Genomic DNA, 14,471 nt, shown 5'->3' with positions numbered 1-14,471 from the left:
TCACCTCAAATTTCGTTCAAAAAAAGCATCTGTTTTCGAAACGATTCCTTTTTTCACATTTTCAAACATCGGCCAATCAAATGGCCTAAATAAAACTTCATCCAAATTGTCCGAATCCAAGCACAAGTGTTTTTGCATAGCAAAAGTTTCAAGCAACGATGCCAAGCGGGAATTTTGTTTTGAAGTAGCCCCCTTCTGCAAAATAGACGCAAAGGACTTATGGTTTATCAAAGCAAATACAGTCCCGTGGAATGTATTTGTCACAATATATTCAGCATGACGATAGTCGGTAAGCCATTCTTCGGGAGTCGGGAAAACCAAATATTTTTTTTCGAACAATTTTTCGGCACCCTGAACAGCACAAATACGGAGATCAAGATTCTTTCTTTGCGCAAAGGCCTTCAGTTCTTCGTATCTTACAGTCTCCCTGGAACCAGCATTCAAAAAATAGCAATAGATATAAGGTTTGCTAAAGCGCCTTTTGTGAGAACTCGGATAATCAAGAGAGCCTATCAAGAACGTTGGGTCAATCAGATGCTCTGCGGCAACGCCCATTTTTTTGCAAATTTCAACACCACTGGATTCTCTCACGGAGATTGCATAAAAGTCATCTATCCAAGGCTTAATTGTTTGAGCCATATCATCTGAAATCGAATCCCGTCCAAAACTTGCTGCATAGGCCATTTTTTTGCGACCTTTGGGTGCAAAGAGCAAGTAGTTTTCTTTCAGTTTTTCACTGCCCCAGACCTGGTCACTACCAGTCACGTAAACATCTGCAAATGGGGGATTCTGCTGAATTTCATTAAAACTGGAGTATTCAGCATCCGTTACTTTGAGATGTTTTTGAACAAACTTTACAAATCCACGATGGACGCAGATCCAATTGACAAACAACCTTAACGATTTAAAGTGATAGAGCTTTCTTAATAAATTTAAAGGCGTATTGCGGCTAACGATTGTACGGATCCAATACGGTTCATGCCCCATCTTTTGAAGATAGGTTTGCAACGCGAAGTATTGCAACAACGCTCCATAATTATTGTTGTTCTTGATGAACGCGTATGAAGATATTATTCCGATTTTCATTATTTCAAAATAGCCATTTTCAACATATGTTTAAACGTACTAATTTTTTTTCTTACCATTTCCATAAAAGACATTTTCAAGCATTCATTAACACTTTCATCAATAGAATGATGCAAAATCATTTCAAAAAAACGGTTTCTATTTCTATGCATCTTTATGGGATTTACGATTCTAGCGTTATGACGAACTGCGCACTCCTTTTGCAATGGCAAAATAGACAGTTTTGTTTTTAATTCGTCAAACAAATCACGTCCTCTCGCCGAATTAGCAAAGACAACAGACAATCCATTTTTATCCATAAATTTCGGAGCAACAATTTCAGCACCCCAAAAATCTCCAATTGTCAAATCCGAAACTGTTGCTAAGGACTTCATTTTACAGTTCGCACAAGATGGTCGAGTAAACAAATTCGATAAAAACCCATTCTCATAGCTTGTTTCGTTTGAAAAAACTCTAAGCTCTTTACCATTTGACCACTTTATTAAAAAACCAGGATGTTTCCAATGGAATCTATGTCCATCCTTCATTTTAAAACGAATTTCTTCTATATCGTCAACACAACTACCATATTTTGTAGACATTTCATTAAGATAACGATTCCAAACCATAGGACTTGGAACCCCATGACAAATAATATCCACAAGAATAAGATTCGAATAATCCTTGCGTAGATAATTTTTTAAGCCCAGACACTGGCATGGAGTACCAGTAAAAAGAACCAAGGTTCCTTTCTGCAAAAAGTCTTTTACTATAGGAAATGAAACAGAAGCATTACTTTGAACATATTTTGACCTGCACAACAAATCTAATTCAGATTCCAACTGAATATACTTATGCTCGACCATCCAGTCTTTCGAAAAAGCGGCACCAAAAACTACCCCTTTTCTTTCTAGGACATTTTTTGCTATAACAGGAAAAATTCCTCCCGAAGCACTATTTATCTGTTCATCTTCATTTAAATTTTTACATCCAAATATACTAGCTTTATCTAGTTTACTCTCTTGAGGCGTTAACGAAGGACAAACTTTTTCACACAAGCCACAGTTCACACATAAACTAGAATCTACTTTAGGATACCAAAAGCCTTCGTTATCAGCAACTAAGGATATGGCATTTTTAGCACACACCTCTTTGCATGCGCCACAACCGCAACAATCTTTCTTAGCATTGTTAATCATTTTTTTAATTTCCCAAGAATGATTGTTAAAACTTTCTGCCGTTCGTCTTTGTTAAATCCAAAGCAACAACAAACAATCGTTGATACAACAAACGAATATACAATCAACAATAATATCGACAAATAATTCGCGGCATCATAAATTCTGGCATACAACACATAAACAAGAGCAATTGACAAAAATGCAACAACTATAGCCTTCCCTAAAACTTCTCTTAAGTAGAGCAAAATTGAATTATTTGAAACCAATCTATAGTTGACACATTGTATAAAAATACTTATGCAAGCATACAGAATGGTACAATAAACAGAATATTCAGGAGATCCTTCAAAAAATTTAAATGCAACAAGAGCCACAGCAAATGTAAAGAATTTTCCTGCAGTTAATGCCAAAACATATTTTTTTATTTTTCCGGAAGCCTGGATAGCAATATTCATCGTTCCACCGAGAGAGTTTACAACAATGTTCACCAACACCAATCGAGTCAAAATCAGAGCGTAATCAGGCACTTCTTTTAACCATAATTGTAAAACCATTTCCATTCCAACAAAAGTAGGAACAGAAACTAGGAACATCAAATAAAATGAAATCTTAGAAGACTGAAGAACCAGTCTATTCATATTATCCAAATCGCCAGCAGCATAATACTTCGTAATCTGCGGTCCTGCAGCAATCTGGAAATTCGTACAAAAAGAAGCCACCTGTCCCTTAATTTGGAACGCAATTCCTCTCGCAGCATTTATCGCAGGACCAAAGAAAATATTGATTAGGACATTAATTCCCTGGTCTATAGCGACATCACCCATATTGGATGTAAAATTCCACCCGGCAAAGCTAAAGATCGACTTGAACTTTTCCTTGTCCCGATTAAAACCAAACTTGCATTCCTCAAACTTTCTACAGAAGAACACATACCAGAATGTTATTCCTAAAGACACCAAAAAGAACATAAAGTTGTAGAAGACCAACTTATCGAACGGGGCGACCATAAGCATGAATACAATCGCCAATTTCAAAGAGACCTCAATGATACTAGTATATGCATAAAAGCTCATTCGTTCATGTGCAATGATTGATGAATTATACGGGATTCTTAGCATTCCACAGCAAAAAATCATTAGCGAAATTTGATATACAAGCATTGCAGCCGAATGTCGTTCTGGAGGAATATTCAACTTATTCCAAACAAACCAGAGTCCTATAGTCTCTGCAATTACGAGTATTATCACAATGAGCAATACATAAATAGACATCGTTGTTTTAAATGTTGCAGCGAGGTCTTCTTTATCCCCTTTCCCAAGCGCATAAGAAAAAAATCTTGTCGATGCATTTGTCATTGTCGATGTAATAAAGCTAAACATCGAAACAACTCCACCAACAACATTCAAAATGCCAAAATCAACAACACCCAAATACTGTAAAACAACACGCGACGTATAAAGCGAAACAAACACCGTAATCAACATACGGACATACAGAAAAACTGTATTTTTCAAAACGCGCTTGTTATTTCCGATTTTTTCAGGCATAATTTTATTCAAATAATATATCCATATCGTTACGATTTAACCATACACCCTGTTTAACAGGCTTTGCAGGAAATCCAGCCAAGAGCGTTTTTGGTGAACATGTTTGCAAGCTTTTTTTACAACGCTTTTTGCAGAAACAACACAAAATGGAGGGATTAATACCCCCGCCATTACAATAACTCCAAAACCAAGCCAACATCCCTTTCCAATCCTAACCTCACCATAACCTTTAGGTCGTTCTCCGTTTTCAACACTTATTCGATGAAAATCCGTATCCATAATTTTAGATTCCCAACCAACCAACACATCGTCCTCCAAAATCATTTTATAATGACTAATTAAGGTACACGCAGCATGAGAAACAAAGTTATCACCAATTTTTAAATAACCTGTACTTGATACAGATATATATGAATCACTTTCAATTATGCATCTACCACAAAACTCTATCACACCCCTATTTTCAATCGAAATGCCGCGTCCAGGGTAAACAAAAACTCTTTTTTCGCCAAGTCTTATCATTCCAAACTTAACATTTCCGGAAATGACTACCTTTCCTGAAAATTTTCCAAAATGAGGATTATAGAGCCAAATAGGAAATTTACAAGCCTGTTTAAAAGGTAGATGCTTAAAGTTAAAGACAATCGTCCAAGGCAAATAAAAAAGCCACGGTAAATTAGCCCAAATTTTAGAAAGAACTTTTTTCATACAAATTTTTTATCCCACCGCCCAATACTCTGTCACCAACGGTTTGCAATATTCACCATTTGGCAAACGGTTGGGTATCCAAAAAAGGAGATTCCCGAACAAGTCGGGAATGACAAATAAGGCGGTTGCCTTGACACGAATGAACTGTTCAACAGCAACCACCATTCCCTCTTACTTCACCAGGCCCTTTTCGAGGTATTCGGCCAGGTTCGTGCGGACGCGGCTTGCGGCATCGTCGGCGGCAACCTTGCGCATGTCGCTTTCGACCATGAGCTTCACGAGTTCTTCGAACGTCGTCTTTTGCGGGTTCCAGCCGAGTTCGGCCCTCGCCTTGGTCGGGTCGCCCCAGAGGTTCACCACGTCGGTCGGGCGGTAGAAATCTTCGGACACAGCAACGACGGTCTTGCCGGTAGCAATATTGATTCCCTTTTCGTTCACGCCTTCGCCTTCCCAGCGGAGTTCAATGCCTGCATGGTGGAACGCGAGCGTCGCAAATTCACGGACGGTGTGCTGAACGCCGGTCGCGATAACGAAGTCTTCGGGCTTGTCGTGCTGCAAAATGAGCCACATGCATTCCACGTAGTCCTTGGCGTAGCCCCAGTCGCGAAGGCTGTCGAGGTTGCCGAGGTACAGGCAGTCCTGCTTTCCCTGGGCAATGCGGGCTGCGGCGAGCGTAATCTTGCGGGTCACGAAGGTTTCGCCACGACGTTCGGATTCGTGGTTAAAAAGAATGCCGGAGCAGCAGAACATATTATAGGCTTCGCGGTATTCCTTGATGATCCAGAAGCCGTAAAGCTTAGCGACTGCGTACGGGCTGTACGGGTGGAACGGGGTATTCTCGTTCTGCGGGACTTCTTCGACCTTGCCGTAGAGTTCGCTTGTCGAAGCCTGATAAATACGGCAGGTCTTTTCGAGGTGGTTGGTACGCACAGCTTCAAGCACTCGGAGGACGCCTGTAGCATCAACGTCGGCAGTGAATTCCGGGGAGTCGAACGAGACCTGCACATGGCTCTGGGCCGCGAGGTTATAGATTTCAGTCGGCTGGACCTTGCCCACAACCTTCACGAGGCTCATGGAGTCGCCCATGTCGGCGTAGTGCAGGTGGAAATTCGGCCTGCCTTCGAGGTGGGCGATGCGTTCACGGTAGTCCACCGAAGAGCGGCGAATGATGCCGTGGACTTCATAGCCCTTGGCGAGGAGAAATTCAGAAAGGTAGGAGCCGTCCTGACCGGTGACGCCTGTGATGAGTGCTACGTTACGCTTATCCATTGAGGGATTCCTTGTACCAGTTGAAGAGTTTCTGCACCCCTTCGTCGATTTCGACCTTGTGCGTCCAGCCGAGGCTGTGGAGCTTGCTCACGTCGATGAGCTTGCGCGGGGTGCCATCGGGCTTGCTGGCGTCAAACACGACTTCGCCTTCGAAACCGACCGCCTTCACGACGAGTTCGCTGAGTTCACGGATGGTGAGTTCCTTGCCCGTACCCACGTTGATGTGGCAGTTGCGGATTTCGCCGAGTTTCGGGATGGCGCCGCCACGGCCTGCACTGTGGTTACGGTCTACTGCGCCATCGACGCTTGCGCCGTAATGTACGCTGGAATACTTTTCGATGCCGATGATATCGCTGAAGTTCACGTTCAAGAGCACATGAACGGATGCGTCGGCCATGTCTTCGCTCCAGAGGAATTCGCGGAGCGGCTTGCCGGTGCCCCAGAGGGTCACCTTGTTGTTCTCGATGCCGTACTTGGCAAGGACCTTCAGAATTTCATTCTGAGAAGCGTTGCCGTTGATGCCTTCGACCGGGCGCTTGTCCATATCGACCTTGATGCTATTCCAGTCATTGTCGTGGATGAGCTTCGCCAGGTAGATTTTGCGCATCATGGCGGGCATCACGTGGCTGTTTTCCAGATGGAAGTTGTCGTTCGGGCCGTAAAGGTTCGTGGGCATCACGGCGAGGTAGTTAGTGCCGTATTGCAGGTTGTAGCTTTCACACATCTTGAGGCCCGCAATCTTTGCAATGGCGTATTCCTCGTTGGTGTATTCGAGTTCGCTCGTGAGGAGGGCGTCTTCCTTCATGGGCTGCGGGGCGTTCTTCGGGTAGATGCAAGTAGAGCCGAGGAACAAAAACTTCTTCACGTTGTGGGCGTAGGCTTCGCTGAACACGTTGCACTGGATCTTCATGTTCATCATCATGAAGTCCGCGCGGTAAAGCGAGTTGGCCATGATGCCTCCGACAAAGGCTGCGGCAAGCACCACTGCGTCGGGACGTTCTTCGTCAAAGAACTTCTTGACGGCATACTGGTCGGTAAGGTCAAGTTCCTTGTGGGTGCGACCGACAAGGTTGTTGTATCCGCGGGACTTGAGATTGTTCCAGATGGCAGAACCGACCAACCCATGGTGGCCAGCGACATAAATCTTTGAATTTTTATCTAATACGTTCATAAAGATTCTTTCACGGTATAAAGAAGTTTTTTCAAAATGAGGCGTCGATTTTTTTGAGGCAACAACTGAATTTTGAATGTTTTTTCGGTCTCATTGGATTAACGACTACATCTAAAAAGTGAGAAAAATATAACAAGAGAAAAAGAATGATACAAGTGTCATAGGAGAAAAAGTGATTATTTTCTGTTTTTTATTGACATGGACCGTTTGAAACACTTTCTATATTGGTTTCCATGAGTGAGCAGAAAGATATCGACCGTACCCGCTATTTTGAGTTAAAGAAACAACTGGAAGAAGCTAGCCGCCTTTATTACAAGGACGGGGTCTCCCCCATGAGCGACCAGGATTTTGACTTTGGGCTCAAGGAGATGGAAGCGCTCGAAGCGAAGTATCCGGAATTGCGCGGGAAAGGTTCGCTCACGCAGAAGGTCGGCAGCGACCTCACGAATGATTTTGCGAAGGTCACGCATGCGGTGCCGATGCTCAGCATCGCAAACGTGTACAGTGAAGAAGAAATGCGCGAGTTTGTGAAAGCCGCAGAAGAAGGGATTGCTAGTCTCGAGACTTCACTGGATCCTTCGCGCATTCGCGCTCAGGATGACGAGAAAGGCCGCGCTCAGGATGACGAGAATGGCCGCGCTCAAGGTGACGAGAAGCGCGCGACATGGATTTGCGAACGAAAAATCGACGGGGTATCGCTTTCGGTGGTTTATGAGAATGGTCGCTTAAAGCAGGCGGCGACGCGTGGCGATGGCGCCCAGGGCGATGACGTGACATTGAATGCGCTCACGATTGCGGATATTCCTGAATATTTTGACGCGAAGAAATTGAAGATTGACCCGAGCGAGATTCCGCAGGGTACATTCGAAGTCCGTGGTGAAGTCTACATGGAACGCGAGGCGTTTGAACGCTTGAACGAGCAGTTCATCTTGGAAAACAAGAAGACGTTCCAGAACTGCCGCAATACGGTTTCGGGTTCACTCAAACTCAAAAGCGTTGCCGAATGCAAGACGCGCCCGATGCGCTTTTTTGCGTACCACATTCCGCAGAGCAACAACAAGACTCACGAAGAGAACTTGAAACAGCTCAAGCGCCTCGGATTCCATACGAACGATTACTGGACCGCTGACACGGTCGATGAAATCATGGCGATTTCCGAGAAGATTGGCGCAAGCCGCGACAGCCTCCCGTTCGATATTGACGGCATGGTCGTGAAGCTGAACGATTTGCAGCAGCAGCGAGAACTCGGCAGCACGAGCAAGAGTCCACGCTGGGCCATCGCATACAAGTTTAAGGCGGAACGCGCTTACACGCCGCTTTTGTCTGTAGAATTCCAGGTCGGCCGCACCGGTGCCGTGACGCCGGTAGCCAATCTCGCACCCGTGCGCCTCGCCGGCACGACCGTGAAGCGCGCCACCCTCCACAACTTCGACGAAGTGGCAAGGCTTGACTTGCACTACGGCGACACAGTCGGCGTAGAGAAGGGTGGCGAGATCATCCCGAAAATCACCGACGTCAAGCGCGAGCTGCGCCCCGCCGGAGCCTCCCCCGTCGTGGCTCCCGAAAAATGCCCTGTATGCGGCGAGCCTCTGACGCACATCGACGGCGAAGTGATTTTACGCTGCGAAAACATGCACTGCCAAGCGCAAGTGCAATGCCTGTTCGAGCATTTCGTGAGCCGTGAAGCGATGAACATCGAAAATCTCGGCCCGGCGCTTATCGCAAGCCTTTTGGCAACGGGCAAAATCAAGCGCATCCCAGACCTTTACCGCCTCACGCTCGAAGACTTAGAATCGCAGGAACGCATGGCAAAGAAGAGCGCAAAGAACGTGTTCGATGCCATCGCGGCATCAAAACAGCGCAGCCTTGAGAATCTGTTGCACGGTCTCGGCATCCGCTTTGTCGGCCGCACCAGCGCAAGGAACATTGCAAAGCATTTCCGCACACTCGAAAAAATCCGTACGGCAACAGTCGAGGAACTACAGAACGTGACCGATGTTGGTGAACGCATCGGCAAATCCGTCTACGAATTTTTCCACACGCCGCTTTATACCAATGAAATTGACGAACTCGTAGCACTCGGACTCCCGACGGAATTCAAGGGAGTTGTCAAGACTTTATTCCAAGGACAAACTGCCGTCATCACGGGTACGCTCCCGAACATGGACCGCGACGAAGCGCGCAAGCTCATCGAAGAGAACGGCGGCAAAGTCTCCGGCTCCGTGAGCAAAAAGACGAGCTGGGTTTTGGCAGGCGAAGCGGCCGGTTCCAAGCTCACCAAGGCAAACGAACTCGGAATTCCCGTGCACGATGAAGCATGGCTTATGGCGCAAATTGCAAATGCCGATGAATCCGGCGACGATTCCGATGAAAACGACGCACCAGCGAATGAAGCGAGCAATACGACAAAGCCCGCTGAAGACCAGATGTCGCTGGAACTCTAGATTTTTTGTAATACAAGAAGGTGATCCCGGCACAAGGCCGGGATGACAAGTACACAAGGAGAATCCCGCTCGGTGGCGGGAATGACAAGCAGGGATGACAAGGGCGGGAGTTTAGTCTTTGATGCAGCGGATTGTGCAGGCGCTGTTTTGGGGAGATTCAACCCCTTCGAGATTGGGCAAATATTTCTGCATTTTATAAACGGTATAGGTAGAGTCCGTATGATCCGTTGTGCAGAAATAAGCCACATCGAACTCATCCGCATACTGGCCACTGCTATCGCGGACACCAGATGCAATCGCCGAGAAACCGACAAAGTCATCATTTCCGATATACCATTCGGTCCTCTTTTCCCAACCCTTCTTAGCGCCTAAAATACGTGTATAATGATCCCAGTCAAAGACACCGTTGACAAAAGATTTCAGAGTTTCCCAATCCTTGCTTGAGGGAACATGGAAGCCTTCAGGGCAAACATTCTCGCCCTTGGCGCCAACATTGCCATTCCACTGGTAAAGGCGGCCGTATTTATCACAATTTGCATCATGATCCTGATAGCACCAGCTGGAATCCGTCTTCAACTTCAAATTTTCAGCCATCCAGATTTGCGTCCCAATGCCGACAGTCTTGTACTTAGAATCATCCCGTTCATCGGTCACGGTTTCGGTCACTAGAGAATCCGAGGAATACTTCCATTGAGCGGCATTGCAATAGAACAAGGAATTCTGGTACTTGTAATATCCTTCCGAGCCATGATTGCAGGCTTTTCCAAGGAACTTGTCCAGTTCACCCGCCATCTTCAATGCTCCATGATAGCAAGAATAATAAATCGTCGTATCCACTTTTCCCTGACGCAAGTCATCATCTTCGTCGCCACACGGATTTGCAGCCTTTTCTCTTTCAATCAAGTCAAGCCTTATATCAGCATCGGTCGCCTTGCGGAACTTGCCTTCTTCGCAAACAACATAAAAGTTCGGATCTACGGAGAGCTTCTGGACGCGTCCTAAAGAATCACATTCCAAGCCCTTGGTTCCATACTCGATGTATTCTTCTTCTGAATCCGCGGAAGTCCAGTAATATTCACCATCATTTAAAATGCACTTTTGGTACTTGGGTGCAAATGCATATGTAGCCTCTCTCTTGCGAACAGCACCCAACTTCGACGACACACACGCCACATCAATCGGGTCATCTAGAGAAGCAATCCATTTTCCCTGAAGCGAATCGTAAGCGTACCAGAACGGGTTATGGAAATCGCCCTTCCGCATTTCGCCATCATAGCCTTTTTCCCACTCATAAGTATCCTGGAAAAAAGCTCCCGGATAAGTCCACCCAGAATCTTTTTTACAAACAAATGGCATTCTATAATTATCACTCAGTTCATTGACAACTCGCTTTGCTTCGCCATCATTTTTTGCGGAACACTCGCCTATGCCTTCAATATTTCCAAAAATGTCCGAACTCAAACGAGCCAACAACAAATCAAAATTTTCCTTATTATGTCCAGCCAATTTAAAATAAACTTGATCCACAAAAAACATTTTCACGGAATCAACTTCCCATGTTCCGTCCGATTCGTACTTATAAGCGATTTTATCACGGAAAAGATATTTTGAATAAATACGATGAATGGCACTAGCAACAGAATCCGCTTCGTCATTTGAAATCTGGTTTGAAGGTTTTATGTCATATACTTTTTGAAACAAATCCTTCATGATTTCGTGCTGGGCCTGCTTTTCCGCAGAGTCCGTCGGCAAGCCATCTTTAACTAGCTTCATCACGCGTCGATATTCAAGGTTCATCATCGTATTCAAGTGAATGGAATCATTCTTGCTCAAATCGACAAAGCCCCACAGCGGAGGATAATAGCTAACGGCTTCGTATTTTAACAAAGCATAGGGCGACTGCAATTTCAAATTTTTAAAATCAAAAAATCCATTACTCGTATCCACCGCTTCCGTAAATTCTCGGCCCGTAAAGACAAGTCCCGAATCAAGTTCATACAATGTAACTGCAGAAACGCGACCGACATACTCAACATAACCCTTCAAATGGTCGTAATCGGACAACGACACGGAATCCAATTGCTGTTCCGAAAGATCGGGCTTTTCCGAGACATCGATACCCAAGCTTGAGTTTTCTTCGCTACAGCCCATCAGGCAAAAAATGGACATAAGTCCACAAAGCAAAAGCGCCGAAACAAGTCGAACAGAACGAATGCAAGAAATATTGCGAAGGAACGTCTTCATAGCATATTCCCAAAATTATTACGAACCAGCAGAAAATAAAAAAACTCAAAGGAAAATACAAGATAAAATAAAAGAAAGGCGCCCCGAAGGACGCCCAGAACTGTTTTGATTAAAAGATTTAGCACAGCGAAGCTACAATCTGCAACCCTCAAGGAAGGGTATTAAACCAAAGCAGCTCGTTTCGGAATAAAACTCGGCTCAAAAGCCCTCGCTTCAATCCCTAAAACAAATGTATTAAAAATTTAAGAAAAAGGCAAGATGTTTAATAGTACAATTTGGAATGGCTTTTCAATCTGTAATCCGGGTCACATTGCCTAAAATTGCAATTTTTAGTAAATTTTAACGCATGAAATCTGTACCTATAACGCTCCTGACCGGTTACCTGGGAGCCGGCAAAACAACTCTCCTCAACTACGTTCTCAACAACCAGCAAGGCTACCATGTCGCCGTCATCGTCAATGACATTGGCGAAGTGAACATCGACCAGACCTTGATTGAAAAGGGCGGAAACATCACCAAGGAAGACTCGGGCAAGGTTGTTCCGCTGTCGAACGGCTGCATCTGCTGCTCGCTCAAGACGGATTTGCTCGAACAGATTGCCGAACTTTTGGAAATGGGCAAGTTCGACTACATTCTTATCGAAGCTAGCGGTATTTGCGAACCGATTCCTATAGCCCAGACCATTTGCGCTGCCGGAAGCCAGCTGATGGGCCGTAACGGCCAGCGTCTCGCCTGCCATTTGGACAACATTGTCGCCGTCGTGGACGTGATGCGCCTCGCCGACGAATTCGCCGGTGGCCAGAAGCTCCTCGAGGAAGACCTCGAGGAAGACGATATTGCAAACCTCCTCATCCAGCAAATTGAATTCTGCAACACGATTCTTTTGAACAAGGTCGATTGCCTGAACAAGCAGGATCTGGAACACGTGAAGGCCGTCGTGAAGGCTTTGCAGCCGACCGCCAAGATGATCGAAACGAACTACGGCAAGGTCGATATGAAGGAAATTCTCGACACGAAGCAGTTCGACTTTGGCAAGGTCGCCGAATCTAGCGCCTGGGCCATCCGCCTCAACGGCATGGACCACGACAACCACGATGACGATGACGACGATCACGATGAACATCACCACGATCATGAGGAACACGAACACCATCATGACCACGATGATGATCACGACGAACATGAACATCATCACGACCACGATGACGAAGACCACAGCCATTGCGACCACGAACATGGCATTTGCCACTGCGGCCACCACCACGACAAGGACCATCCGCATGGCGACGAATACGGCATCAGCACGTTCGTGTACGAAACGCACCGTCCGCTGAACCGCGAAAAGTTCGAAGAGTTCCTCGACGATTATCCGACCAGCATCATCCGCACCAAGGGTCTTGTATGGTTCAGCGACGATCGTGACAACAGCTTCTTGTTTGAACAGGCTGGCAAGCAGGCCTCCGCCGAAAACTTCGGTCAGTGGTTTGCAGCCGAAAGCAAGGAAGAACAGGCTCGCCTGCTCGCCGAAAATCCGCAGCTCCAGAAAATCTGGGACGAAAAATACGGCGACCGCATCATCCGCCTGGTGTTCATCGGCCAGCACATGGACAAGAAGAAGATTATCCAGGTCATGGACAGCTGCTTGGACGACTAATTATTGGTCAATAGTCATTGGTCAATAGTTATTAGAATGTAAGACAAGAAATCCTGCGACATTAGTCGCGGGATTTTTTTCATATTTAGTTTACTTTCTATTCAACCTTTATATATATTGATTACGTTACTTCAAACGTTTGGAGGCATTTGTGCTAAAATTTTTTCCGCTGATTGTTGCAACAACTCTTTTGTTTGTCGCTTGCGATAATTCTTCGTCCAACCCATCTTCATTACAGCAAGACGAGACTTCACAAAATTCCGTCATGGACAAACTCCCCTTCGATACGACAGGAATAAAGTCTCAGACAATTAGCTTTTTAAAGCCTGAAGAGATTTTCACGGCCGAAGGATTGCGCCAACACAAGGAAAAATACGGCGAATTCTGGGCAAATTATATTATTCTAAAATTCGCCTCCAAAGATTACTGCAAGAATACACATATTGACAACAACGGGATTATAACGATGGAGCCGGGTAGAGATCGCTACGTTCAACCCAGCGTTTTTGTTGTTCGTGATGATTCGCTCATGCTTGCTCCGTCCACGTACTGTCGTCCATCGCTTTCTTGGGGCGCATGCGACAGCACTGTATTTTACTCGGGAAAGATTACAGTCGGGAATAACGATTTTTATTACAACGAATCCGAAAAACAGTTAATCCAGCTGAACGATTCCTCGATCACCGTCTGGTACGCAGACGGCAGATTGTACGTTCCATTCGCAGACGCAGACAAGGATTCGCTTATCGAAATTTCTTCTTTATGGTCAAAAGAAACATTCGAAGACGACTCCACGTTGACTATAATCGAAAACAAAATCAACTCTTACTACGTCGATACAATTATCGTTGAAAAGTACAATGTGAAAATTACGGATGATGGATACACATGGATTTTCGAAAACGAGACCTGCAAGGCATGGGGCTATAAAAACGATCCTTCAAAAACATCAGCCGAAAATTGCAACGCCCGCGCGGAGCGTTATAACGAATCGTTCGACTGCATCAGGCGAAACATGGGCACCCCCGAAGGCGTCAGGGTAAGCTTGTGCCGCCCAAAAACAGTCACAGGCCCCTCTACATGGTGCATCCTGGATCAAGACATGCCACAAAAGTAGATTTACAGAGAAAATTTATAGGATTCTGAAAAATTTTTGAACTTACCCCTTGCCATGTGCAATTTTGATTG

General features: G+C 45.4%; 10 protein-coding genes. 3 read left to right on the top strand and 7 right to left on the bottom strand.

The features are described 5' to 3' along the window. The 6 genes from B7990_RS03140 to B7990_RS03115 all read right to left on the bottom strand — a co-directional run bounded on the left by B7990_RS03140 (window position 1) and on the right by B7990_RS03115 (window position 6,941). Complete coding sequence (locus tag B7990_RS03140; RefSeq protein WP_088639574.1) at window positions 1-1,086, bottom strand: polysaccharide pyruvyl transferase family protein; 1,086 nt, start codon at window positions 1,084-1,086, stop codon at window positions 1-3. Further along, window positions 1,086-2,264, bottom strand: a complete 1,179-nt coding sequence (locus tag B7990_RS03135; RefSeq protein WP_088639573.1) for a Coenzyme F420 hydrogenase/dehydrogenase, beta subunit C-terminal domain — start codon at window positions 2,262-2,264, stop codon at window positions 1,086-1,088. The genes B7990_RS03140 and B7990_RS03135 overlap by 1 nt, the downstream gene beginning before the upstream one ends. Then, a complete protein-coding gene (locus B7990_RS03130) occupies window positions 2,261-3,793 on the bottom strand; it encodes a lipopolysaccharide biosynthesis protein (RefSeq protein ID WP_088639572.1) in 1,533 nt (510 codons plus the stop codon). The genes B7990_RS03135 and B7990_RS03130 overlap by 4 nt, the downstream gene beginning before the upstream one ends. Before the next feature lie 36 nt (window positions 3,794-3,829). Next, window positions 3,830-4,501 (bottom strand): hypothetical protein, encoded by a 672-nt coding sequence (locus B7990_RS03125; RefSeq protein ID WP_088639571.1) that lies wholly within the window; start codon window positions 4,499-4,501, stop codon window positions 3,830-3,832. Window positions 4,502-4,672: 171 nt separating this feature from the next. Continuing rightward, window positions 4,673-5,770, bottom strand: a complete 1,098-nt coding sequence (gene gmd, locus B7990_RS03120) for a GDP-mannose 4,6-dehydratase (protein WP_088639570.1) — start codon at window positions 5,768-5,770, stop codon at window positions 4,673-4,675. Continuing rightward, complete coding sequence (locus tag B7990_RS03115) at window positions 5,763-6,941, bottom strand: GDP-L-fucose synthase (protein ID WP_088639569.1); 1,179 nt, start codon at window positions 6,939-6,941, stop codon at window positions 5,763-5,765. Before B7990_RS03115 ends, gmd begins: the two co-directional genes overlap by 8 nt. A gap of 233 nt (window positions 6,942-7,174) precedes the next feature. On the opposite strand from B7990_RS03115, the gene ligA reads away from it, so the two are divergent. Further along, window positions 7,175-9,385 (top strand): NAD-dependent DNA ligase LigA, encoded by a 2,211-nt coding sequence (gene ligA / locus B7990_RS03110; RefSeq protein ID WP_088639568.1) that lies wholly within the window; start codon window positions 7,175-7,177, stop codon window positions 9,383-9,385. 111 nt (window positions 9,386-9,496) lie between these two features. Here ligA and B7990_RS03105 read toward each other — a convergent pair whose 3' ends face one another. Then, complete coding sequence (locus B7990_RS03105) at window positions 9,497-11,629, bottom strand: FISUMP domain-containing protein (protein ID WP_088639567.1); 2,133 nt, start codon at window positions 11,627-11,629, stop codon at window positions 9,497-9,499. 346 nt (window positions 11,630-11,975) lie between these two features. Here B7990_RS03105 and B7990_RS03100 point away from each other — a divergent pair, with 346 nt between their 5' ends. Both B7990_RS03100 and B7990_RS03095 read left to right on the top strand, forming a co-directional pair. After that, window positions 11,976-13,283, top strand: coding sequence for a GTP-binding protein (locus B7990_RS03100; RefSeq protein ID WP_088639566.1), 1,308 nt, complete (start codon window positions 11,976-11,978; stop codon window positions 13,281-13,283). A 151-nt stretch (window positions 13,284-13,434) separates the two neighbouring features. Then, the gene (locus B7990_RS03095; RefSeq protein WP_141099204.1) at window positions 13,435-14,400 is read left to right on the top strand and encodes a hypothetical protein; all 966 of its coding nucleotides are present in this window, start codon (window positions 13,435-13,437) and stop codon (window positions 14,398-14,400) included. Window positions 14,401-14,471: the final 71 nt, after the last annotated feature.

This window comes from Fibrobacter sp. UWB4 (assembly GCF_002210345.1).
Classification (GTDB): Bacteria; Fibrobacterota; Fibrobacteria; order Fibrobacterales; family Fibrobacteraceae; genus Fibrobacter.
Note: the sequence above shows the minus strand (reverse complement) of the source record. Positions and strands in the feature narration are given on the sequence as shown.